Consider the following 22,606-nt stretch of genomic DNA (forward strand, 5'->3'; position numbering starts at 1 on the left):
TAGCATACCATAATGAAGCATATTATTTTATTTTTTATAGTTATCTTTTTCGTTGGCCAACTTCATGCCCAGATAAAAACAGATAGCATTCCTGAGAATCCAGAGACAAACATTAAACTAAAATCCTTTATCATTCCGGTCACATTAATGACGGTTGGAATTATTGGTTTGGAGAGTCATACTTTATTGGATATTAATGACCAGCTTAAGGACGAAGTTCATGAACACATTGATAAAAAATTGACTATTGATGATTTTACACAGTATACACCTGTAGCTCTTGTTTATGGCCTTGATGCTTTTGGAGTGAAAGCCAAACATAATTTCAAGGAACGAACGAAACGGATTTTGACGGCTCACGCCATTATGACCACAACCGTAATGATTTTAAAATCTTCGTCTACAGTTCTTAGACCAGATGGATCTTCTTATAATTCTTTTCCTTCAGGCCATACGGCAACAGCTTTTATGAGTGCAGAATTTTTGTGGCAGGAGTATAAGGATAAATCAGTTTGGTATGGTGTGTTAGGATATTCATTGGCTGTGACCACTGGAGCATTTAGAGTATATAATGACAGGCACTGGTTTAATGATGTAGTCATGGGAGCGGGAATAGGAATGGCTAGTACCAAAATAGCCTATTGGTTGGTGCCTTGGATAGAAAATAAAATATTTAAAAAGGAAAATCACGACCAAAATGCAGTTATTTTACCTTATTTTGGAGGTGATCGACTGGGGCTTACGGCTGTTTTAAAATTTTAGTAATGAAGAGAAAGGTAATTACGGCCATATTTGCCGGCTTGATTTTTGGAGTATTCATGATTTGTGAAACCTTGTATATAAGAAAAGAGGAGATTTCCTTTGGTAGCTTGTTGTTCCAAGTTGCCTTCTTTATTGGTGGGCTTATTTTAGTTGATTCAATTCAATCAAAAAAACGAAGGAGTAAGAGCAATGAGTAATAGAAAGTTAAAACCAAGAAAAGAATTAATCAAGATATATGTAATCAATGGAGGGATTTTTGCCTTATTGATGGCTGGATTTGATTGGTTTGTAGATCATGATTTTAACGTGTGGAAATTTGTATTCCATTTTCTTTTCTTTGGCGGATTTATGACCTTTGCAAATAGATTTAATTACTACGAAAATAAATAACTATGTTAGTTGATTTTGATACACTGCCAGATGAATCCCGAGTTTGGATCTATCAGGCAAACAGATCTTTTTCGGATGAGGAATTGTCTGATATTGAAGAAAAATTAAAAGTCTTTTTAGAGGCTTGGACGGCTCATGGTAGTGACCTAAAAGCAGGATATACAATAAAATACAAGCGTTTTATCATTATAGCTTTGGATCAGGAGTTGCAATCAGCTACTGGGTGTTCCATTGACGCTTCCGTACATTTTATTCAGCAATTGGAGCAGGCTTACCAGGTAGATTTGATGGACAAAATGAATGTGTCCTATAAGCAAGGAGAATTCGTCGCTTATAAGCCTTTAATCGAATTTAGAAAAATGGCCAAGGATAAAGCTGTTTCAAAAAATACCATTGTATTTAATAATTTGGTGAATAACATTACTGAATTTAAAGAAAACTGGGAAGTGCCAGCTAGTGAAAGCTGGCATTCTAGATTTGTAAAATAGGAAATTAGGATGGATCGAAATTTTTGAAAGTACCGTCTTTATAAAAAATAACAATTCGTTCTATTTTATTACCATCTTTTTTGAATTCCTCTGAAACAACTTCGTTCGATGTTTTTTCAGGGGATTTTTTATTTTCTTTCACATCGAAATCTTCGTTTGAAAAAAGAGTGTTCTTTTCTTGACCTTCATCTGGAAATTGCCCCTTTCCATTCAATAGCCAATACAATTCTACTTCAGGGTAGGATGAGAGAATTTTTAAAACAAAATCCAAACTAGGTTTATTTCTCCCAGAAAGTATATGTGAGATACTGGAACGTTGTACACCAATTTTTTCTGCAAAGGAGGAGGCAGATTCTTGGTAGTATTCTATGATTTTTTGAAGTCGGATGGCGAATTCGGAGCTGTTTACCATTGTAAATTACATTTTCAAAAACTACATGTTACAAATGTAATATTTAAATAGGGATTTCTCAAATATTTGTTTAAATATGTATAAAATATATTGAATTTATGCTTTACTAAAGTCTATTTATAATACTGAAAAACAACGTTTTAATACAATTTTAGATTTAGTGCTTAATTTATGCGTTTATAACATCAGGAAGACTCTCTAAATGACCTTGGTAATGTTTATTGATGTATACAAACTATTATAAAACCTCTGTTTACAGTTGTAAAAAAGTAAATGTTTACATTTGTATTTTTAAAATAATATGGCAGCTAAACATCAGGAAACTTTTAACCTTGTCAAAGAGAAAACATTGTTTGGAAGGTACATTTGCAACGATCATGTACTACCTCTTTTAGACAACTTGAAGAGCGTTTTTAGAGTAACTGAAATTGGACGATCTGTTTTAAATAAGCCTATTTATGCTATTGAGTTAGGTAATGGACCCAAAAGGATTTTGATGTGGTCACAGATGCATGGGAACGAAAGTACAACCACAAAAGCTGTATTTGATATACTGAATCTTCTTTCACTATCCAATAAAGATTCTGATGCTATTCTTAATAGTTGTTCCATTGCTATTATTCCTATTTTAAATCCAGATGGAGCTGAACAATATACAAGGGTTAATGCCAATGAAATAGATTTGAATCGAGACGCTGTCAATCTTAGTCAACCTGAAAGTATTATATTGAGGGATTATTATAATAAATATCAACCGCACTTCTGTTTTAATCTGCATGGGCAGCGCACTATCTTTGGTGTGGGAGATACAGGAAAATCAGCTACGGTTTCTTTTTTATCTCCAGCTGCAGACCCAGAAAGAACCGTGAATACTACAAGAAAGGTAGCTATGGAGCTTATCTCGGCTATGAATGACGAACTTCAAAGAGTTATTCCAGGGCAGGTAGGGATTTATGATGATAGTTTCAATATTAATTGTGTTGGGGATACGTTTCAGAATCTAGGGACTCCTACGGTTTTGTTTGAGGCAGGTCATTATGATGATGATTATAATCGGGAGGAAACGAGGTATTTTATATTTCTTTCACTATTACGCGCTTTATCTTATATATCAGAAAATGAAGTACAAGGAGATAGGAGTGAAGGGTATTTTAGTATTCCAAATAATGAAAAGAATTTCTTTGACATCATTATAAGAAATGTAATGGAAGGTCCTGAATTTGATATAGGAATTCAGTATCAGGAAAAATTGGACCAAAACACTATTAAATTTATACCAAAAGTTGAAAAAATTTCCAATTTGTCAAAATTCTTCGCTCATAAGGTCTTCAATGCCAATAAACACAAGGTATTAAGTGCTAAAGGAACACTTATTTCAGAGGGTATCGAAATCGATTTCGTTGAGATAAATTCTAAGAAATTCTCATTATAACTGATAAAATCTTAATAAAAGATGCATATTATTTAATAATAATGTATTAATTTTGATTTTTATTAAAAATAACGAAAACGCTATGGCTAAATTTAAACTAGACGAAATCGATCACCAAATTTTGGATATGTTGATTGATAATACTAGGGTTCCCTTTACTGATATTGCAAAAAAATTGGTTATCTCTGCAGGTACGGTACATGTACGTGTGAAAAAAATGGAAGAAGCTGGAATAATCCAAGGTTCTTCATTAACATTAGATTACAAAAAGTTAGGGTATTCGTTTATTGCCTATGTGGGAATTTTTCTTCAAAACACTTCACAAACTAAATTTGTTTTGGAGCGTATTAACGAAATACCTTTTGTTACCGTGGCGCACATTACAACTGGCAAATTCAATGTATTCTGCAAAGTAAGAGCTAAAAATACAGATCACGCCAAAGATGTAATATTTATGCTGGACGACATAGAAGGGGTTTACAGAACAGAAACTATGATATCATTGGAAGAAAGTATCAACGACAAGAAGCGTTTGATGCATTCTATTTTTAATGATATGTTATAATATTATTGTTAAACTTATTATTCGCCAAGCCTCTTTAAAAATAAAGGGGCTTGTTTTTTATATGAAAGCATCAAATATCCTTCCTGCAGAATTTCACTCCTTTTATAAACCATATATGGATAAATTAGGGGATATGGTTTTGATAGAGGGGCTTAAAACAAATTTAAAGGAGTCGCTAGAGTTTTTTGACAAGATACCTGTTGAAAAACACGGTTATTGTTACCAAGAGGATAAATGGACTATTAAGGATGTTATCCAGCATATGATTGATGTTGAAAGAGTTTTTGCTTATCGTGCCTTAAGATTTTCAAGAGGAGATCAAACAAACTTACCAGGGTTTGATGAGAATGATTATGCAAAAACTGCAGAAGCAATTAATCGTAGTTGGGAATCTCTAATGTCGGAATTTGAAATGGTCAGAAAAAGCAACATTCTATTATTTGAAAGCTTTAGTGATGAGAAGTTAACCTTGGCAGGTACTGCCAATAATGGAATAATGACCGTTAGGGCGCTGGGTTTTGTAATAATAGGACATTGCCAGCATCATTTGCGAGTTCTTGAAGAAAGGTATTTGCAAGATTATTCTTCTTCGTCATCATTATAAACCTCACCCTTAAAATCTTCATTAATGACAACATTACCTAAGTCATCAACTTCTAAATCTTCAATGCTTTCAAAGTTGGTCATAGTATAATGTAATTTACTACTTACTTTTACCAAGTAAATGGCATCTTCAGTTCTAACTTCAACGGCTTCAATGGTTTGGTTGTGATGATTGTCAAAGGTTATGATATCGTCATCACCATAACCATCGGGGAATTTCTCGGTTAGTAATTTGAGAATTTCAGGCGTGAGTCTTTTATAGTCAACTATAATTTTTCTCATTACCAAGGATTTAGGTGTTATTTATGCAGTTTACAACCTTTTCTCCAGCAACTTTTTATAAAAATACAAAATAAATTTATTGGTTGTTGTAAAAAATGAAAGCTTCCTCTATTAAATTATTGTCTACTTGGCAATCAATTTTTGGCAATCCTATATCCTCTAAAAGAACAAAATTTATTTGCCCATAATCATTTTTCTTGTCGTATTTGAGTAACTCTATAATAGGTTGGAAATCCCCTTCTGCAATGGGGTGATGGTCAAATATTTCAATTAAAGTTTTAGTGATTTCAATTAGTTTATGTTCTGAAAAACCTAGTTGTTTAAAGGAAATATAAGTTTCTAAAATCATTCCTATTACAATGGCTTCACCATGTAGGAACGGATTTTTTTGGGGATGGCTTAAGTAATAGGATTCAATGGCATGCCCTAGTGTATGACCATAATTGAGAGTTTTTCGCAAATTGTTCTCGTTGGGATCTTTTTCAACTACATCCTTTTTAATTAATATGGATTGATGGATTAATTGATCAAATTGGTCCGATTCCAACAATTCCATCTTTTTGAAGGCACTGAAGTAAGTTTCATCTTGTATGAGGCCATGTTTTAGCATTTCAGCGACACCAGATCTAAATTGGTTTTCTGGTAGAGTAGATAAAAAGGAAGTGTCGATTAAAACCATTTCACCTGAACTAATAACCCCTATCTGATTTTTTAAATGACCTAAATCTACGCCTGTTTTTCCGCCAATAGAGGCATCGACCATAGAAAGTAGGGAAGTGGGAACATTGATATAAGCCATTCCTCTTTTGAAAGTACAGGCTACAAATCCGCCTAAATCTGTAATGACGCCTCCTCCTACATTGATAAGCAAACTTTTTCTGTCTGCTTCCAATTCCGAAAGGGCTTCCCAAACACCAAGGCAGGTTTCGATGTTTTTATGTTCTTCCCCAGATTCAATTTCTATAATTTCTATGTCACAAGTGGTTTCTATTTGAGACAAAAGGGAAGGCAAGCAAAACTCGTGTGTATTCTCGTCAACAAGAACAAAAATTTTAGAATAACGAACCTCTTTTAGGTGCTGGTTTAGTTGCTTATAACATTCATTATTGAAATGAATGGGGCAACCATTACTTATAATAGAATTCATGTTCAAAAATAGTCATTTTAAGTGTGAAAATAAGCGTTAATTTAATACCAAAAAAGCTTGCGATAAATTATATTTGCACACCAATTTTTTGAAATGAATAACGAACGTATTTTTGATAACACCAAGGTTGCTTTTTCGTTAAAAAGCAATGTTGAATTGAATCGTGCTTATTTATTATTTAAGATGATTTCATTTGAACCTTTAGTAAAGGTTGGGAAGGCGTTAAGTAATTTTGCAATCAAATCCAATTTACCGGTAGAAAGCGTTATTAGAGCAACAGTATTTGACCATTTTTGCGGTGGAGTGAATGAGAAAGATTGCCTACCCGTAATTGACCAAATGTTTGAAAAAGGGGTGTCCTCCGTTTTGGATTTCTCTGTTGAAGGGAAGGAAAACGAAGCGCATTTTGATTTTGCGATGGAAAAGACCCTAGAAATCATCAGATTTTCAGCCAATAAAGACGCGATGCCAATAGCAGTTTTTAAACCAACTGGGTTTGGTAGGTTGAAATTGTATCAAAAAATTGGAGAAAAAGGTCCACTTACCGATTCAGAAAAACAAGAATGGGAACGTGTAGTGAATCGATTTGATCAAATTGGAAAATTAGCCAAAGAGCTGGATGTAGAGCTTTTGATTGATGCTGAAGAGAGTTGGATGCAAGACGCAGCAGATGATTTGGTAAGCCAGTTGATGGAGAAGTACAATACAGAAAAACCAATAGTATTCAATACGCTTCAAATGTACCGACATGACCGTATGGATTTTCTTAAACGAGAACATCAAATAGCCAATGAAAAAGGTTATTTTTTGGGTTACAAAATCGTAAGAGGCGCCTATATGGAGAAGGAAAATGAGCGTGCAGAGGAGATGGGGTATCCAACCCCGATATGTGCCAATAAGGCTGAGACTGATGAGAATTTCAATAATGCAGCTACTTATATTTTAGATCATTTGGATCAAATATCCTTATTTGCTGGTACACATAATGAATTCAGTAGTTATCTGATCATGGATTTAATGGCTCAAAAGAATATCGCAAATAATGACGAAAGAGTGTGGTTTGGGCAGTTATATGGTATGAGTGACCATATTAGCTTTAACTTAGCTGAAAAAGGCTATAATGTAGCAAAATATGTCCCATTTGGCCCCGTCAAAGATGTGTTGCCTTATCTTATTAGGAGAGCGGAAGAAAATACTTCGGTTGCCGGTCAAACTGGTCGGGAATTGATGTTGTTAACCAAAGAAAAGGAAAGAAGGAAAAACCAAAAAGAAGATTAAGTTATTTAAACTTCCACCATGCTTTCTTTTTGGAAGGCATTTTTCCGTAACCATAACCATAGCCATATCCACGTTTGTGGTCAACCCCATTTAAAAGAATAGCCATGTTTGGAAGGCGTTTTTCATCATACATTCTTTGAGCTATCTCCAATTGATCTTTTCTAAGGTAATTGGCGCGCACTACATATATAAACAAGTCTGCAAACTTGCTGATTAAGAGCGTATCTGTTACCAGACCAACAGCGGCCGTATCAACAATGATATAATCATAAGAGTTTTTTACGGAATCAAACATATCTTTGACCCTGTGACTCATTAATAATTCAGCCGGATTAGGAGGAATGGTTCCAGATGGAATGATGTCTAAATATTCGGATCCTGGATATTTTGAAATAACTTCATGGATGCCTAAATGATGGTTTCCAATGAAATTGGTAACACCTGTTTTATTTTCAACATCCAAATAATTAGTAGCTCTAGGAACTCGAATATCAGTTTCAATTAAGAGAACTTTTTTATCAGAATAGGCTAGGGATAAAGCCAAATTAATAGAACTATGAGATTTCCCTTCCTTACTTGTAGTGGAGGTGACAAAAATAATTTTGGCTCTATCGGAAATATTCTGAAGCATGAAATCAATATTCGTTCGAACCATTCTAAAAGCTTCAGCCTTTGGAGAGTAGTCTACTTTGGATATCAAATGTTGTTTTTTGTTTGATCTTGGGATGTCTCCAATAAAAGGAACGGAAAGGGCTTTTTTGATATCGGAAATGTTATGAACCTTATCATCTAATAAGTCAATTAAGTAAACAAACCCGACTGGTACTGCTAAACCGAGTATCAACCCAGCGAGTAGAATTAATGGTACCTTGGGTGAAACTGGTTGGTTTGAAACATACGCTTTGTCAACAATTTTGGCATTAGGGGAAGAGACTCCGTGAGTAATAGCCGCTTCTTCACGTTTTTCAAGTAAATAGAGGTACAAAGCTTCTTTAATGTCTTGTTGTCTTTTAATGTCCCTGAATTGTCTTTGTTTTTTAGGAGCAGAATATATTTGGGAGTTTATTCGTTGGTTTTCATTTACTAGATTGTTATAAGTGATTTGGTTCGTTGATTTGATGCTGCTTAAGCTTTCTTGTAAATTGGCTTTAAGCTGATCAATTTGATTGGTTAAATTAACAACCGTTGGATTTTTATCACTGGAATTCTTTAATAATCGGTTACGCTCTAAAACCAATTCATTATGCTTTTTGGTAATTAAAGCAACCGAATTGTCAGATATCCCAATATTGACAGGTAGTAAGTCGTTAGCTTGTCCTTTTTCAGATAAATGATCGGACATATAGTCAATCAACTGAATTTGATTGGCTGTTTGAATGATTTGACTCTCGTTTTCCTTTTCATTTTGAAGGAATAGGGAAGACTGGGTTTGAAGATCGGTTAATTTGTTTTCTTTCTGTAGGGATTCTGCAGTTAAATCAACTTCGCCCAATTCTTCAGAAACGATTTCCAGTCGGCTATTGATAAAGTCAGAAGTGGCCTGAACAACTAGTTCTTTGTCCTTAACAATATCCTCGTTGTATTTTTCAATTAGTTTATCGAGAAACAAGGAGGCTTTCTCTTTAACATGATCCTTTATGGATAGTTTAATGACATTGGAAGTTTCTTTATTTTCAAGAATCAATTTTCCTTTATAATCAGAAGCTACCTTTTCAATTGGACTTATTTTTACAGTTATTCTTGAGCCTATTTTGGCGGCATATTCACCTATTCTGGGAGTGATAGTAATGTCTCCAAAGCTGGTTGTTACAGGTTCTCCAAAATTATGAATGGTGCCTTCGTCATCCAAATCCTTTTCCTTTTTTGTTTTCAATTTGGAAAAGTCGGCTCCTTTAAGGAGAAATTGCGTTCCAGAATTAATTTTAATTGTTAAGGTGGTGTCAACCTTATAAATTAGAGAGTCGGGTTCACTGAAATTAATTGAAATAGGGGGATTGGAATAGGTTTCGTGGTCATTAATTCTACCTTCCACAAAGTATTGGATATTAAATTTTAAGTCTTTTATGGCTTCGGTGATAATGGTTCTCGATTTTATGACTTCTATTTCATCAAGAACGTTAGTATTATTGGTTTTAAAGAGACCATAATTTTGAAGCGTATTTAATTCTGGTAATTTAGAGTTGCTTTTGTCGTCCTTCAATTTGATTGTGGCTGAAGCTTGGTATAAATAATCGGTATATCTTAAATATAAAAATACCAATGCCATAAAACCAATTAAGCAGATTAAAATGAATTTCCACTTAAGTAAATAGGGAGAGAGAATTTCTCGAAAGCTATCTTTTTGTTTCATAAAATTATTTTACCAATATGGCTACCAAAGTAACTAATGTTGCTACTGCTGAAATGATGATGGCATTATTTTGGTTAAAGGCGCTTGATCTTACCCTAGCTTTATTAGGCTCAACATAAATTACATCATTTTGTTCCAGATAGTAATTTTGGTCATTCAAAACGTTTTTTTGAGTTAGATTAAACCTGCCATATTGTTTCACTCCGTTTTTTTCTCTTATTAAAAATACATTGTCTCGTTTTCCGTAGATAGTTAAATCTCCAGCCATTCCAAGAGCTTCACTTAAAGAAATGCGTTCGTCTTCAATTGAAAACGTACCAGGGTTATTTACTTCACCTAAAACAGTGACAGTGAAATTAGTAAGTCTGATATTTATGATAGGATCTTTAACATACTCCGAAATTTTTTCTCGCATCATATTTACGGTTTCTTGTCTGGTTAAACCGCCAATTTGAATGGTTCCTAGCACAGGGAATTCGATATTACCGTCGGCATCCACTAAATAGGTCTGTATTCGCATTTCTCCTTGATAATTTACCGATGAGAAAGTGTTGGTAATCACAGGTAAATTGAATGGCTTGACGGTTTCAGGGTCAAGTGCTGAAACGTTTATGGATACCAAGTCATTAGGTTTATAAGTAATGCTAGGAGAGAACGCAATGTTTGATTCTGCCGTTATAGGCTGATTCTGAAAATAAACAACATCCTCTCTAGAGGCACATGCATTTAATAAGAAAACAGCGATTAAGAGGATAATGTAATAGTTGGTTTTGGATTTCATAATGATTATTTTGATCTCATATTTAATACCTCATATTTGGTATTGTTAGGATTGTATTCTGGAACGATATCTTTAATTTTAGCCACGATATCAATATTTTGAGTGTGGGGTCCCACAGTACATAAATCCTTAATGTTTTTTTCCATTTGAATAATGTCAATGATTTTACATTTAGCAATCATGATTTTTTCATTATACGTGGGTTTAGTGTTTTCTCCGTCCACCAAGAGTTCCTCATAAATCTTTTCTCCAGGTCTCAATCCTGTTATTTTAATTCCAATGTCTTCTGGATATCGAAATCCTGAAAGTGTAATCATGTTGACAGCAAGGTCAAAAATCTTGACTGGTTTGCCCATATCAAAAACAAAGATTTCATAGCCATGACCCATAGCAGCAGCTTCCAGTACTAGCTGGCAAGCTTCAGGAATAGTCATGAAATATCTTATGATATCAGGATGGGTAACGGTAAGTGGCCCACCAGCTTCAATCTGTTTCTTGAATAGAGGAATGACTGAGCCATTTGAGCCTAAAACATTTCCAAACCTCGTAATGATAAACTTGGTTTTACCATTTGAAAATTTCTTTTGGCAACAAACTATCATTTCAGCAATTCTTTTTGAGGCACCCATCACATTTGTCGGATTAACTGCCTTATCTGTAGATACCAAGATAAACTTATTAATGCCGTATTTGTTAGATAAGTTTATTAGGTTTTGAGTTCCTTTTACGTTAACACTAACTGCTTCGTAGGGGTTGTGTTCCATGAGGGGAACATGCTTGTATGCCGCTGCATGGAATACAATATCGGGTTTGTGACGATGGAATAGGAGGTCCAGCCTCTGTATATTTCTAATATCAGCAATTATGGCCTCAATATTGGTTATTCCCTTTTGTAATAATTCTTGTTCTACATCATAAAGCGCAGATTCAGCATTATCTAAAAGAATAATTTTTTTGAGATTGTAATTGGTCAATTTTCTAACCAATTCACTACCTATAGATCCAGCAGCTCCCGTAACAAGAGCCACTTTGTTGCTGTATTCTTCAGTTAAGAGTGGGTTGTCTATATTGATAGGTTCTCTGCCCAGTAAGTCTTCAATGTTAATGTCTTTAATTTGGCCAAAACTTAAATCACCATCAATCCAATGTTTTACCGCTGGCACGATTTTTACCTTAAGGCCAATGGAAAATAATCTACTTGTGATTTGTAGTAATCTGTTAGAATCTATCGTTTGAATGGAGATAATAACCTCATCAATAACGTTTTTGTCAACGAATTCTCTAGTTATTTTTTTGGGACTATAAACCTTCAGCTGGTTTATTTTTTTATCAGTTTTTCGCTCATCATCATCAATGAAGCCAATTACTTGAATATTACTTCGGGGGTCATTGGTGACAGCATCATAGGCAATCATGCCAGATGTTCCGGCGCCATAAATCAAAGCTATTTTCTTTTCGTCAAACTCAGTAACAATACTTTGGTAAATGGACTTCACAAAAAACTTGGCACCTACCAAAAAGAAAATATTTAATAAGAGGTGGATGTATATAATGGAACCCGGTATGTCAAATACTAAATCAAATTGATATTGTCTGCTTAAAAAGGTGGTAATAATTAAAATGGTTGCTAGGATATTAATACCAATAATCAGGTTAATAACATCGTTGGCGCCTGTAAATCGAACCACGCCCTCGTGGGATTTGACTGCTAAAAAGCTAATTACAGCAGCTATTAAAACAAATGGAATTTGTTTGAGAAAAATGACGACATCAAAATTTATTTCGAAGTTGTACCTAATGATGTAAGCCAAGAAAAAGGTAAATGAAACGACACAGAGATCAAACAGCATGACCAGCCATTTACTGGCATAGCGGTTAAATAGCTTTCTCAATATGTAGTTTAATTTATTCAAAATATGCTTTAATGTATTTTATAATAAGGTTTAAATCTTTATCTGTCATGCTTGAGCCACTTGGTAAACAAAGGCCTCTTTTGAAGAGGTCTTCTGAAACGCCATTTAAAAAGGCTCGCACATTTTCAAAAATGGGTTGCATGTGCATAGGTTTCCAAGATGGTCTGGCTTCAATATTTTTAGAAAGTAATAGGTCTAAGATACCATCACGTTGTTCTTGTGTTTTAAGTAAAATGCAGGTCAACCATCTATTGGACAAAAACCCTTCGGGTTCTTTAAGAAAACGGATTTCTTCTATATAGTCTAGTTGGTCTTTATAGTAATTATAAATTCTTCTTCTAGATGCAATTCGGTCTTCCAGCACCTCCATTTGTCCACGTCCAATACCAGCTGAAATATTACTCATCCTGTAATTGTATCCAATATCTTTATGCGAGTAATGAATTCCAACTTCTTTGGCTTGAGTAGAAAGATAAACAGCCTTGGCTTTTAATTTTTCTGATTTAGAAATTAAAGCGCCACCTCCAGAGGTGGTAATTATCTTATTGCCGTTGAAGGAAAGGACAGAGAAATCGCCAAACGTACCACATTTTTGGTTTTTGTAGGAACTGCCTATGGCTTCGGCACTGTCCTCTAAAATGGGGATTCCGTATTTGCTTGCAATAGTATGTATTTGCTCCACTTTATATGGCATACCATAAAGATTTATTACAATTATAGCCTTTGGCCTTTTTCCTTTTTTAATCCTTGAAATTATTGCTTTTTCCAATAATTCAGGACACATATTCCATGTGTCTTTTTCGCTATCAATTAGAACAGGGTTTGCTCCTAAATAAATAACTGGATTAACTGAGGCTATAAAAGTCTTTGTTTGGCAAAGCACTTCATCTCCAGGTCGCACCCCTAACATAATAAGTCCCAAATGAATGGCTGCAGTACCAGAGGTAACTGCTGTGACATAGGAGCTGTTTCTTAAATAACTCTCAAGGTCTTTTTCAAACCCTTCAATATTTGGTCCAATTGGGGCAATCCAGTTGGATTCAAAGGCTTCATGAATGTATTTCAGTTCCTTTCCACTCATATGTGGAGGGGACAACCAAATTCTCTTATATTCCTTTTTGGCGCTTTGATCCATGGTAAATATCTGTTATAATCATTTAACTTTCAAAAAAATACGATAAATCGCTCATTTCTACGATGTTCCTTTAAGATGCTTTTAGACAATGGTTTAAACTAATTTTAGAAATAAGAAATAATGTCTCATATTGAATTTGCTGCTTCAATGACCATCAAAGATTAAAGGTTTGGTTTAATTAATAATTGTAGAAATAAAAATATCAATTTTTTAGAACCTAAGAAACTAGCTCATTATTTTAAAAAGGGTTTTTAAAATAATTTTAATGTCCGTTATTAAATACGGACGGTCGATGTAGTTCATGTTCAATTTGATTTTGGCAGGCATGATTTCAGAAATGTAATATTCCTCTGGGTTATCTGCTTTTTTCAGTAATTCGGCCTCATCTCTAAAGGCAATGGAAGCATAATCTGTTATACCGGGTTTTACTTCTAGGATTTTTAAATCATCCTTAGAATAAAAATCAACATATTTCCTTACTTCTGGCCTGGGACCGACAAAACTCATGTCTCCCTTTAGAACATTAAATAGTTGAGGTAGTTCATCTAATTTGAATTTTCTTAAAAATTGTCCAATATGCGTCACTCTTGGATCTTTATCTCCTAAGGTCAATAATCCTTTTTTATCGGCATCTACATTCATGGTTCTGTATTTATAAATAAAGAAATCATGATTGTTTTTGCCTACTCGCTTTTGAAGATATAGAATCGGACCTTTTGAATCCAATTTGATTAGAATGGCGATTATCAACAAAATGGGAGACAAAAAAAAGATTCCCAAAATGGACATTATAATGTCAAACATTCTTTTAATCATAAGACAGATTCAACTGCTTCACTCACAGTTTGGGTGATAAAGTTTAATTGCTCTTCTTTTAGTTGCGGATAAATAGGAAGTGAGATCTCGCATTTATATTGTTGATAGGCACTAGGAAAATCTGCAATTTCAAAACCCATATCCTTAAAAACGGATAGTAAAGGCAAAGGTTGGAAATGAACATTAACAGAAACCTCTTTTTCTGCAATTTTCTTCATAATCTCATCTCTTTGCTCCTCACTACAATCAGCTATTCTCAAAGCATAAATATGACAGGAAGATACTTTTGTATTATCCTGAAATTTTGGTAAAATGGCCCATGTCTTTTGCTGGAAAAAATCTTGATAAAATGAAAAAATATCTTTACGCTGGTGAAGTGTAGAATCAAAATATTCAGGCAATTGAGCAATACCGATAGCTGCCAAAACATCTGGTAAATTAACTTTTATTCCTGGGTAAACTATGTCGTATTTCCATCCACCTGCTTGTGACTTTGTAAAGGCATCTTTGGTTTGACCGTTTAAAGAAAAGCATCTAAGGTATTTATACTCATCTTCATTACTGAATGGTTCCGGTAAATTCAAGCATATGGCACCTCCTTCGGCAGTAGTAACATTTTTGACCGCATGAAATGAGAATACAGTTAAATCGGCTGATGCACCTAAATACGTTCCATTGTATTTGGCCCCCAATGAATGAGCAGCATCAGATAATACCAAAATTCTCCCCAATTTCTCCTGATTTACTGATTCTGGAGTAAATAGATGCCTTGAATTGGTGGTGATTTTCATGATTTCGTCATAATCACATGGCCAACCGCCAATGTCAACAGGAATAATGGCCTTCGTTTTATCAGTTATTTTCTTTTCAATTTCTTCAATCGAAATATTAAAATCATCCTTAACATCTACCATTACAGGTGTAGCTCCAGCATGAATTACAGCAAGAGCTGTTGCAGAATAAGTGTAAGCAGGAATAATGACTTCATCACCTTTTTTGACTCCCAGCCATTTTAGAGCCAATATTAAACCTGATGTTGCAGAGTTCACGCCAAGAGCATTTTTAGCTCCTGTATAATGGCCTATCATTTCTTCAAGTTTCTTGACTTTAGGTCCGGTAGTAATCCATCCCGATTGCAAGGAATCCATAACTTCATCTAATACGGATTGGGTAATGTAGGGTGGTGAAAATGGGATTTTCATATTTTTCTTTGATTAATAGCTGTTTCAAAGATAGTTATATATTCCTTACTTATTTTATCTAACCCAAACTGTTTTACATGTTCCAACCCAATTTTTGAGAGGTCTTCATTCAAGTACTTATTTTCAGCCAGCCCTTTCATTGCTTCTACTAAAGCATTCGTTTGGTTCGGTTCAATTAAAATAGCCGCTTCCTTATTGTTGTAGACATATTGTGTAACGCCTGTGACCTTTGTAGAGATTATGGGTAAGCCCACTGCAGCCGCTTCCAACAATACTCTGGGGAAGCCTTCACCATAGAAGGTCGGTAATACAAATGCATCAGATTGACAAAGTAAATCCATGACATCTGTTCTGGCGCCCAATATTTCTACGATATCCTGATATTGGTCTAGAATGGATTGATTGAGTCTTTCGCTATTTTCCTCCAATGGGCCAACCAGCAAAAAGCGATAATCAAATCCTTGACTTTTTAATGTCTTTGCGGCCTCTAAATAGTTAATTATTCCTTTTTCATAAACCAATCTTGAAACACAAATGAAGGTGTAAGGATTGCTCTTTCTAGCTGCTACTTTTGAAATGTCTTTTAGTTCTATTCCACTACTTAAAATTAAGGTTGTTTGGTCCCTGTCTGCTAATTGATTTTTAATAAAATAATCTTGATCATCTGTGTTTTGAAAGACTGTAACAGCCACTCTTTTCCGTATGGATTTGTGGAGCTTTTGGTACATGGTCTTCAAAATGAAAGAAGAGAGGCCTCTTTTCATGAAAATTTTACCAAGTCCCGTAATTGTTCTACTTATCGGAGTATTTTGTCTCCTTAAAGCAATAGGTAAAAGAAAAGCTGGTTTGGTGTCAAAAGTATGTATCAGATCAAAGGAGTTATTTGTGAAATATTCTTTGTACCACTGGATTGTCTTGAGGTCAGATAAAAGTGAAAACTCCCTTTGTAAAGGGTAGTTCTCATATTTGATATAGTCAGGAAAATTATAGGAACTTGTCCCAATAATCGTCACTTCAAATCCGGCTTTAATTAAATATTTTGAAAAATCAATTCTCTTGTGCACATCTTCGCCGCCTACTAAACAAATTTTACGTCTTTCTATTATCATAAATAATTTTTTTCATACCATTTTTGGAAGACGTAAAATGTCCATGCTTGTCTGCTACTATCTATGTTTCCGGTTAAGTGGTTGTTCAGCAAGTCTTGAATTTGATCCTTTTGAAAGACGTCTTGTTTATTTAAAAATTCATTTGAGACATAATGTGCTACTTCCTTTTTTAGACTTGATCGTAACCAATCTCCAACTGGGACTACAAAACCTTGCTTTGATTTCTCTAGAAAACCTTCAGGGAATTCAGATTTGAATGTTTCCTTAAGGATGTGTTTTTTATTCCATCCATTCAATAAAAAGCTTGATGGAAGCGAATTGGTGTATTTCCAGAGTTTTTTATTTAAAAAAGGAGCTCTACACTCTAAAGAGGCAAACATGCTTGTTCTATCCACCTTAACCAACATATCTCCTTCCAAGCTGACATGTCTATCTAATTCTCTGAAATCATTAAGAGAATTTAATTTAAGGTGTTTCGTGATTTCTTGGTAATGATCAAATGGATTTTCATAAACAAAGTCTTCCTGAAGTATATGTTCTGGTTGTAAAAAACCTTGACTAATAATGTTCCAGTAGTAAGAATTACCATATTCCACAGAATTAATAAGTTTCTTAAGTTTGAATTTAATTCCTTGACTATCATCCTTACTTGAAAGCAATTTATTAGTCAAATCTTTAGTAGCATTGTGCAGGCTTTTTGGAACCCAACGTGTGTAGTGGGTGTTCAGTTTACCCATGTAATATTTGTTGTAACCACCAAACACTTCATCGCCGCCATCTCCAGTTAAAGCAACCTTGACATGTTCTCTAGTAAGTTTTGAAACCATGTAGGTTGGGAGAGAAGAGGGATCGGCAAAAGGTTCGTCAAAATTTAAAATAATTTCATGGATACTTTCTTCAATGTCGCTTTCCTTTAAGATAAACTCATGGTGGTTACTTTTTATAAGTTTGGCAACCGTTTTGGCTTTGTCAGTTTCATCAAACGCCTCCTTTTCAAAGCCAATGGAGTAAGTATTAATTCTCTCATTTTTAATCTTTGATAATCCCCAACTCACGATGGATGAGTCCACACCTCCTGACAAAAAAGTGCCTAATGGCACATCTGAAATAGATCGAGATTCTATGCTTTCCATAACTAAATCACGTACTTTTGACTTAGCATTTAAGAATTGAATTTCAGTATTTGTGTAGTTTTTTAACTCGTTGATTAAATGTGTTTTGAATGCATTTGATTGAATGTTAAATTCAATATAGGAGTTAGCGTTTAATTTATAAATGTCATTATAAATTGTGTAAGGCGCTGGTATATATGTTAGTTTTAAAAATAGACTTAAACCTTGATTGGAAATAGCAGGCTTAAAATTTAAATAGGAAACAATCGACTTAAGCTCAGAAGCCCAAATAAACTCATTCTGCCCATGATAGTAATAGAGTGGCTTTTCCCCAAAGAGATCGCGAGCAATTATGACTTTTTCCTCTTTTTTGTCATAAATACTGAAGGCAAACATGCCATCCAGCTTTGAAAATGCTTTGGGACCTTGGAATTCATAAAGTTTTAAAATGACCTCGGTGTCACTTTGGGTTTGAAAGGTAGCTCCAGCATTTTCAAGTTCAAACCTTAAATTTTGATAGTTATATATCTCACCATTGAATACAATAACCAGTGATTTATCTTGATTATAAATAGGTTGATGTCCTGTATTTAAATCAATAATAGACAACCTTCTCATGGCCATCCCCACTTGATTTGTTGTATTTCTTTGAACAAAATGACCACAGTCATCGGGACCTCTATGAATGATTTGATTATTCATTTTAAGAAGCCTATTCTCAATATCTTCAATAGAACTTGAATGGTATGATATAATTCCGTTAATTCCGCACATTAAAGCAAAGTATCTATTAATTGTTTGATCTGGTTTCCAATTATTTCAATGTCAAAATCCTGAGCTCTTTCAAAACCTAATTTACTGAATTTTAAGCGTTCATATTCATTGTGGTATAAAAATTCAATAGCCTTGGCGAGACCCATTTCGTCATTGACATTTATTAAAATTCCGTATTTGGCAAGGTGAAATTCTCCTTGTGGAATGTTGATTTTTTGATTCTCATTTAACAGTTCCAGTGGACCCGTCATACAATTTGTTGCTATTACAGGCAAACCAACCGACATAGCTTCCAAAAGGGCATTTGGAAATCCTTCTGAATGGGAATTAAGAACAAAACCATGACATGTTTTTAAAACTTCTTTAATATTGGGAACAGCCTTATTAAGATTGACCCGGTTCTGGAGGTTTTCTGTCGTTATGATAGATTTATAATAATCTTCAAGTTCACCATTTCCGTAAATATCCAAACTGATTTGGTTGTTTACTTTTTTAAGGCTTCTTATAATTCCTTCATGGTTTTTAACTGAAGTAAACCTGCCAACACTTATGATTTTCATGGATTCGGAATCTTTTTTTAGAAAGGAATAATCCTTTGCAGAATCAATTACAATAGGATTATAAATGACCCTTGTATCCATATTTATATGAAAATTCTTTTTAAGATCTATGTTGATATTCTGCGAATTTGAAAATAAGATATCATTGGAGTTATAGTATTTTTTAAAAGCCCATTTTCTCAGGTTTTTACTAATAATACCTGTATAGTTTTTTGACGGAAAGCAGCGTTCACTTATGATTGTTCTTAATTTTGGTGAATGTGATTTAGCATAGCCATTAATTACATTGGGCAGAGCTAAAAAGGAGATAGAAACATCAATTTTATTTTCGATTAATGCCTTCTTATAAGATTTAAAGAACGACAAATAATCATTCAATTTAGATACAAGATTGGATTTGCTTTTTTCATTTTCCTTCGATAAACTTAATATCTTGATATTGGGATCAATGAAGAAGTCAATTTGTTTGTAAAATAGAATGATTGTAACATCATAATATTTAACGAGTTCATTTGCAAGTATGCTTACAACTCTTTCTGTGCCACCAAAATAAAGAGCATAGGTAAAAAGTGCTATTTTAGGTTTAGATTTCATTAGAGATTGAGTAACAAATTTTCGTATTGACTAATAATTTTGTCCTCATTAAATCGATCCAAAACAATTTTTCTTACTTCTTCAGCTTCAAAAGGAAATACTTGATTGATATGGTTCAAGTGGGTAATGAATTCATCTTTATTTTGAGCAATTAAACCATTGATATTTGGTTCTATAATTTCGTTAAGTCCGCCGGGAGCCTGGAATGCGATTATGGGTGTCCCTGCCATACATGATTCAAGTAAAACATTGGGGAATCCCTCTACATAGGAACCTTGTAGGAATATATCGTGATTGCCAAGTTCTTTGCCAACATCCGAAGTAAATGGTATATGGTTGATATTCTGAATATTTAATTCTTTTGCCAATGCAAAAACATTTTTAGCCTCATTCCCATCTCCAATAATGGTATAGGAAAAAGGAAAGTTCAATTGTCCTAAAGCTCTTAAAATTCGGTCATGACCTTTTTCTTTGCTTAATCTTCCAACGGTAATAAATTTGAGTGGTGAATGAACCGTAGATTTTTTTAAGGAGATGCTAGAGGTGATGGGGTTGTTGATAAGTTCTATTTTATCTTCAGGAATACCAAAATTTTTGATCATATCCTCTTTCATGTCTTTGGATTGCGCAATAAATCTATCAATGAACCTGTTGGTTTTAACAATAACTGATTTGGGAAGTACATTGGATTTATTGTATTGATCCAAAACACTTATCACATTGGCTTCTCTTGCAACGAATTTAATGTTCGGAAAAAGAATTGAGATGCCAGCCATCATGGAATTTAAATGCGCAATAGAGCTTAAAACGATATCTGGTTTTTTACTTTTAAATACTTTGATGATTTTTAAAAAAGCCTTGGAAATCTTTGGTTTATTCAAATAGATGGTCTCCACGTTGTCTATGGGATATACCGAATCTAGGGCGCTCCCAATTACAAGAAGTTCCACTTTAAATTTTTCTTTATTCAATTTTTGGGAAACGAAAGAAAATATTCTTTCGGCACCACCGGCAGCCAAAGAAGGAATAATGAAAATTATATGTTTTTTGTCTTTTTCCATTATTTGATGGCGTAGCCTTTTCCATTTTTAGATAGCCATTGCTTTAAAACTAACAGTTTCCATATAAGCGGGTATCGGTTCCAAGATCCATCCATGTGTTGATTGATTCTTAAACTAACTTCTTTAGTATTGATGTTTGGAATATTTTTAAGTTCAGTGTCACTTAATTCCGACATCACATAATCTTTTAAAGTTCCTCTAAACCATTCCTGAAAGGGCATGGTGAAGCCTGCTTTTGGTCTGTCAAAGATTTCTTTTGGGACATAGTCATAAAGTACTTCTTTCAAAATGCGCTTTTGGTTTTTACCCTGTATTTTGTATTCTGTAGGCAGGGATCTTGCAAACTCTACGATTCTATAATCCATCAAAGGAGAACGGGCCTCCAATGAGTATGCCATGGTGGCACGATCAACCTTGGTATTGATATCCCAATTAAGGTAGGTTTTTAGATCAAAATCAGACATGCGCTCGTAAATATTCTTCTCCTTGTGTTTCAGATATTTCAGTTCATCAACTTCCAGAAAATTAAAATCAGAATCAATCCAACTCGTGTCAACACCTGTCATTCCAGCAATGTAAATATCATTTACATCATTGAAATTTAAAACCTTACCCATTGTTTTGATACGGTAATTAGAAGGTAATTGCAGAATTTTTGATGCTAATTGACGAGCAGGTTTAGGAAGCATAAAGGCCATTTTACCCTTTTTGATCCAAACATACCTTTCATAGCCAATAAAATTTTCATCACCTGCATCACCAGACAAAGCAACTGTAACTTGGTCTCTTGTGTATTTGGACAATAACATGCTTGGAATGGCGGAGGAATCAGCAAAAGGTTCGTCGTAGTAGTATGAAAAATTGTCGATTAAGTCGATACCTTCTTCATAATTACACTCTATAACATGGTGATCCGTTTTTAAGTGATTAGCAACCTGTTGGGCATAGATACTCTCATCAAATTTTTTCTCATTAAATTTAACAGAAAACGTTTTTATTTTGCTCTCTGTGGTTTGAGTTGCCATAGCGGCGATTACTGATGAATCGACACCACCAGAAAGAAAGACCCCTACGGGAACATCTGCAAAAAGTCTCATCTGTACGGCATCTTTTAAAACCGATTTAAGCTCTTCTTTGGCCTCTTCAAACGAACCTTGAAAATAAGGTGTGTGTTTGGTTGAGATGTTCCAGTAAGATTTTATCGTTAATTTATGGGAATCTAATTGGTATGTAAAATGATTTCCTGGAGGCAGTTTTTTAACTTCATTAAAAATGGAGTAGGGATCTGGAACATCACCCCATGCTAAATAATAACTTATTGATTTACTTGATATGGTTAAATCTGAATTGTAAAGCTGAATGGGAGCTAATTGACTAGCAAATTCAAAGTGACCTTTGTTGTGATAATAGTAAAACGGTTTTTGTCCCAATCGGTCTCTGGCGCCGAATAATATATTATTTTTCTCATCGTAGATGACAAAAGCGAACATGCCATTAAATTTATTGACACATTCACTTCCATATTCAAGGTAAGCGGCACAAATAACTTCGGTGTCGCTTGTGGTTCTAAAGGCGTATCCTTTAAGGACAAGTTCATCCTTCAGACTTAAAAAATTATAAATTTCACCATTAAATACAATATGTACATGATGGTAAGTGAAAGGTTGATTTGACCTTTCATCTAAATCGATAATGGCCAGTCTGTTATGTCCAAATACGACTTTATTGTTGATGTTTATATGTTGTAGCTTGTCGGGACCCCTAAAATTGGTTCTTTCTAGCTTCTTCTGAACTTGGTCTGGTTCATAGATTTTTGTACTTCCGTAAATTCCACACATTT

At 34.2% G+C, this 22,606-nt stretch carries 22 protein-coding genes; 8 read left to right on the forward strand and 14 right to left on the reverse strand.

Translation table 11 applies throughout. From position 1 onward, the window contains the following. Positions 1-12: 12 nt before the first annotated feature. The 4 genes from LOK78_RS09640 to LOK78_RS09655 are packed head-to-tail and all read left to right on the forward strand — an operon-like array spanning position 13 to position 1,640. Complete coding sequence (locus LOK78_RS09640) at positions 13-762, forward strand: phosphatase PAP2 family protein (RefSeq protein WP_232634756.1); 750 nt, start codon at positions 13-15, stop codon at positions 760-762. Positions 763-764: 2 nt separating this feature from the next. Continuing rightward, entirely contained in the window at positions 765-959 is a 195-nt protein-coding gene (locus LOK78_RS09645) for a hypothetical protein (RefSeq protein ID WP_053972707.1), read from the forward strand. Then, positions 952-1,152 (forward strand): hypothetical protein, encoded by a 201-nt coding sequence (locus tag LOK78_RS09650; RefSeq protein WP_053972708.1) that lies wholly within the window; start codon positions 952-954, stop codon positions 1,150-1,152. Before LOK78_RS09645 ends, LOK78_RS09650 begins: the two co-directional genes overlap by 8 nt. Before the next feature lie 2 nt (positions 1,153-1,154). Continuing rightward, a complete protein-coding gene (locus LOK78_RS09655; RefSeq protein ID WP_232634757.1) occupies positions 1,155-1,640 on the forward strand; it encodes an ABC transporter ATPase in 486 nt (161 codons plus the stop codon). A gap of 4 nt (positions 1,641-1,644) precedes the next feature. Here the strand turns inward: LOK78_RS09655 and LOK78_RS09660 are convergent, their stop codons facing one another. After that, positions 1,645-2,052 carry a helix-turn-helix domain-containing protein gene (locus LOK78_RS09660; RefSeq protein WP_166958513.1) on the reverse strand — a complete coding sequence of 136 codons (408 nt, stop codon included), beginning with the start codon at positions 2,050-2,052 and terminating at the stop codon, positions 1,645-1,647. 301 nt (positions 2,053-2,353) lie between these two features. Between LOK78_RS09660 and LOK78_RS09665 the strand changes: the two genes are divergently transcribed. From LOK78_RS09665 to LOK78_RS09675, 3 genes are all read left to right on the forward strand, one after another. Next, positions 2,354-3,484 carry a M14 family metallopeptidase gene (locus tag LOK78_RS09665; protein WP_232634758.1) on the forward strand — a complete coding sequence of 377 codons (1,131 nt, stop codon included), beginning with the start codon at positions 2,354-2,356 and terminating at the stop codon, positions 3,482-3,484. Between the two features lie 82 nt (positions 3,485-3,566). Then, complete coding sequence (locus LOK78_RS09670) at positions 3,567-4,049, forward strand: Lrp/AsnC family transcriptional regulator (RefSeq protein ID WP_053972712.1); 483 nt, start codon at positions 3,567-3,569, stop codon at positions 4,047-4,049. A 61-nt stretch (positions 4,050-4,110) separates the two neighbouring features. After that, a complete protein-coding gene (locus tag LOK78_RS09675; protein ID WP_232394637.1) occupies positions 4,111-4,653 on the forward strand; it encodes a DinB family protein in 543 nt (180 codons plus the stop codon). On the opposite strand, the gene LOK78_RS09680 is transcribed toward LOK78_RS09675, so the two are convergent. Beyond that, positions 4,629-4,934 carry a hypothetical protein gene (locus tag LOK78_RS09680; RefSeq protein ID WP_232634759.1) on the reverse strand — a complete coding sequence of 102 codons (306 nt, stop codon included), beginning with the start codon at positions 4,932-4,934 and terminating at the stop codon, positions 4,629-4,631. The two genes, LOK78_RS09675 and LOK78_RS09680, sit on opposite strands and share 25 nt — an antisense overlap. A gap of 76 nt (positions 4,935-5,010) precedes the next feature. Continuing rightward, on the reverse strand, positions 5,011-6,081 hold the full coding sequence (gene aroB / locus LOK78_RS09685) for a 3-dehydroquinate synthase (protein ID WP_232634760.1): 1,071 nt from the start codon (positions 6,079-6,081) through the stop codon (positions 5,011-5,013). A 93-nt stretch (positions 6,082-6,174) separates the two neighbouring features. Between aroB and LOK78_RS09690 the strand changes: the two genes are divergently transcribed. After that, positions 6,175-7,359 (forward strand): proline dehydrogenase family protein, encoded by a 1,185-nt coding sequence (locus LOK78_RS09690; protein WP_166958505.1) that lies wholly within the window; start codon positions 6,175-6,177, stop codon positions 7,357-7,359. Position 7,360: 1 nt separating this feature from the next. Here LOK78_RS09690 and LOK78_RS09695 read toward each other — a convergent pair whose 3' ends face one another. The 11 genes from LOK78_RS09695 to asnB (LOK78_RS09745) all read right to left on the reverse strand — a co-directional run bounded on the left by LOK78_RS09695 (position 7,361) and on the right by asnB (LOK78_RS09745) (position 22,604). Next, complete coding sequence (locus LOK78_RS09695; RefSeq protein WP_232634761.1) at positions 7,361-9,709, reverse strand: GumC family protein; 2,349 nt, start codon at positions 9,707-9,709, stop codon at positions 7,361-7,363. 4 nt (positions 9,710-9,713) lie between these two features. Next, complete coding sequence (locus LOK78_RS09700) at positions 9,714-10,490, reverse strand: polysaccharide biosynthesis/export family protein (protein ID WP_166958501.1); 777 nt, start codon at positions 10,488-10,490, stop codon at positions 9,714-9,716. 5 nt (positions 10,491-10,495) lie between these two features. Then, a complete protein-coding gene (locus LOK78_RS09705; protein ID WP_232394784.1) occupies positions 10,496-12,340 on the reverse strand; it encodes a polysaccharide biosynthesis protein in 1,845 nt (614 codons plus the stop codon). Between the two features lie 55 nt (positions 12,341-12,395). Then, positions 12,396-13,538, reverse strand: a complete 1,143-nt coding sequence (locus tag LOK78_RS09710) for a DegT/DnrJ/EryC1/StrS family aminotransferase (protein WP_232634762.1) — start codon at positions 13,536-13,538, stop codon at positions 12,396-12,398. A gap of 225 nt (positions 13,539-13,763) precedes the next feature. Next, the gene (locus LOK78_RS09715; protein WP_232634763.1) at positions 13,764-14,342 is read right to left on the reverse strand and encodes a sugar transferase; all 579 of its coding nucleotides are present in this window, start codon (positions 14,340-14,342) and stop codon (positions 13,764-13,766) included. Positions 14,343-14,350: 8 nt separating this feature from the next. Then, positions 14,351-15,556 (reverse strand): DegT/DnrJ/EryC1/StrS family aminotransferase, encoded by a 1,206-nt coding sequence (locus tag LOK78_RS09720; RefSeq protein ID WP_232634764.1) that lies wholly within the window; start codon positions 15,554-15,556, stop codon positions 14,351-14,353. Continuing rightward, positions 15,553-16,665 (reverse strand): glycosyltransferase, encoded by a 1,113-nt coding sequence (locus tag LOK78_RS09725; RefSeq protein ID WP_232634765.1) that lies wholly within the window; start codon positions 16,663-16,665, stop codon positions 15,553-15,555. Before LOK78_RS09725 ends, LOK78_RS09720 begins: the two co-directional genes overlap by 4 nt. Next, positions 16,662-18,551: an asparagine synthase (glutamine-hydrolyzing) gene (gene asnB, locus LOK78_RS09730; RefSeq protein WP_232634766.1), complete on the reverse strand. Its 1,890-nt coding sequence runs from the start codon at positions 18,549-18,551 to the stop codon at positions 16,662-16,664. Before asnB (LOK78_RS09730) ends, LOK78_RS09725 begins: the two co-directional genes overlap by 4 nt. After that, on the reverse strand, positions 18,551-19,705 hold the full coding sequence (locus tag LOK78_RS09735) for a glycosyltransferase (RefSeq protein WP_232634767.1): 1,155 nt from the start codon (positions 19,703-19,705) through the stop codon (positions 18,551-18,553). Before LOK78_RS09735 ends, asnB (LOK78_RS09730) begins: the two co-directional genes overlap by 1 nt. Beyond that, positions 19,705-20,766 carry a glycosyltransferase gene (locus LOK78_RS09740; protein ID WP_232394647.1) on the reverse strand — a complete coding sequence of 354 codons (1,062 nt, stop codon included), beginning with the start codon at positions 20,764-20,766 and terminating at the stop codon, positions 19,705-19,707. The genes LOK78_RS09735 and LOK78_RS09740 overlap by 1 nt, the downstream gene beginning before the upstream one ends. Then, a complete protein-coding gene (asnB, locus tag LOK78_RS09745) occupies positions 20,766-22,604 on the reverse strand; it encodes an asparagine synthase (glutamine-hydrolyzing) (protein WP_232634768.1) in 1,839 nt (612 codons plus the stop codon). The genes LOK78_RS09740 and asnB (LOK78_RS09745) overlap by 1 nt, the downstream gene beginning before the upstream one ends. Positions 22,605-22,606 lie beyond the last annotated feature (2 nt).

The organism is Mangrovimonas futianensis, assembly GCF_021245805.1.
GTDB lineage: Bacteria > Bacteroidota > Bacteroidia > Flavobacteriales > Flavobacteriaceae > Mangrovimonas > Mangrovimonas futianensis.

Excerpts from the sequence above, each read along its gene's own strand:
- LOK78_RS09725 (WP_232634765.1), bottom strand. The coding sequence starts at position 16,665 with ATGATAATAGAAAGACGTAAAATTTGTTTAGTAGGCGGCGAAGATGTG.
- LOK78_RS09660 (WP_166958513.1), bottom strand. The coding sequence starts at position 2,052 with ATGGTAAACAGCTCCGAATTCGCCATCCGACTTCAAAAAATCATAGAA.
- asnB (WP_232634766.1), bottom strand. The coding sequence starts at position 18,551 with ATGTGCGGAATTAACGGAATTATATCATACCATTCAAGTTCTATTGAA.
- aroB (WP_232634760.1), bottom strand. The coding sequence starts at position 6,081 with ATGAATTCTATTATAAGTAATGGTTGCCCCATTCATTTCAATAATGAA.
- LOK78_RS09715 (WP_232634763.1), bottom strand. The coding sequence starts at position 14,342 with ATGTTTGACATTATAATGTCCATTTTGGGAATCTTTTTTTTGTCTCCC.
- LOK78_RS09665 (WP_232634758.1), top strand. The coding sequence starts at position 2,354 with ATGGCAGCTAAACATCAGGAAACTTTTAACCTTGTCAAAGAGAAAACA.
- LOK78_RS09645 (WP_053972707.1), top strand. The coding sequence starts at position 765 with ATGAAGAGAAAGGTAATTACGGCCATATTTGCCGGCTTGATTTTTGGA.
- LOK78_RS09640 (WP_232634756.1), top strand. The coding sequence starts at position 13 with ATGAAGCATATTATTTTATTTTTTATAGTTATCTTTTTCGTTGGCCAA.
- LOK78_RS09740 (WP_232394647.1), bottom strand. The coding sequence starts at position 20,766 with ATGGAAAAAGACAAAAAACATATAATTTTCATTATTCCTTCTTTGGCT.
- LOK78_RS09735 (WP_232634767.1), bottom strand. The coding sequence starts at position 19,705 with ATGAAATCTAAACCTAAAATAGCACTTTTTACCTATGCTCTTTATTTT.
- LOK78_RS09720 (WP_232634764.1), bottom strand. The coding sequence starts at position 15,556 with ATGAAAATCCCATTTTCACCACCCTACATTACCCAATCCGTATTAGAT.
- asnB (WP_232634768.1), bottom strand. The coding sequence starts at position 22,604 with ATGTGTGGAATTTACGGAAGTACAAAAATCTATGAACCAGACCAAGTT.
- LOK78_RS09680 (WP_232634759.1), bottom strand. The coding sequence starts at position 4,934 with ATGAGAAAAATTATAGTTGACTATAAAAGACTCACGCCTGAAATTCTC.
- LOK78_RS09690 (WP_166958505.1), top strand. The coding sequence starts at position 6,175 with ATGAATAACGAACGTATTTTTGATAACACCAAGGTTGCTTTTTCGTTA.
- LOK78_RS09695 (WP_232634761.1), bottom strand. The coding sequence starts at position 9,709 with ATGAAACAAAAAGATAGCTTTCGAGAAATTCTCTCTCCCTATTTACTT.
- LOK78_RS09675 (WP_232394637.1), top strand. The coding sequence starts at position 4,111 with ATGAAAGCATCAAATATCCTTCCTGCAGAATTTCACTCCTTTTATAAA.
- LOK78_RS09700 (WP_166958501.1), bottom strand. The coding sequence starts at position 10,490 with ATGAAATCCAAAACCAACTATTACATTATCCTCTTAATCGCTGTTTTC.
- LOK78_RS09710 (WP_232634762.1), bottom strand. The coding sequence starts at position 13,538 with ATGGATCAAAGCGCCAAAAAGGAATATAAGAGAATTTGGTTGTCCCCT.
- LOK78_RS09650 (WP_053972708.1), top strand. The coding sequence starts at position 952 with ATGAGTAATAGAAAGTTAAAACCAAGAAAAGAATTAATCAAGATATAT.
- LOK78_RS09655 (WP_232634757.1), top strand. The coding sequence starts at position 1,155 with ATGTTAGTTGATTTTGATACACTGCCAGATGAATCCCGAGTTTGGATC.
- LOK78_RS09670 (WP_053972712.1), top strand. The coding sequence starts at position 3,567 with ATGGCTAAATTTAAACTAGACGAAATCGATCACCAAATTTTGGATATG.
- LOK78_RS09705 (WP_232394784.1), bottom strand. The coding sequence starts at position 12,340 with ATGCTGTTTGATCTCTGTGTCGTTTCATTTACCTTTTTCTTGGCTTAC.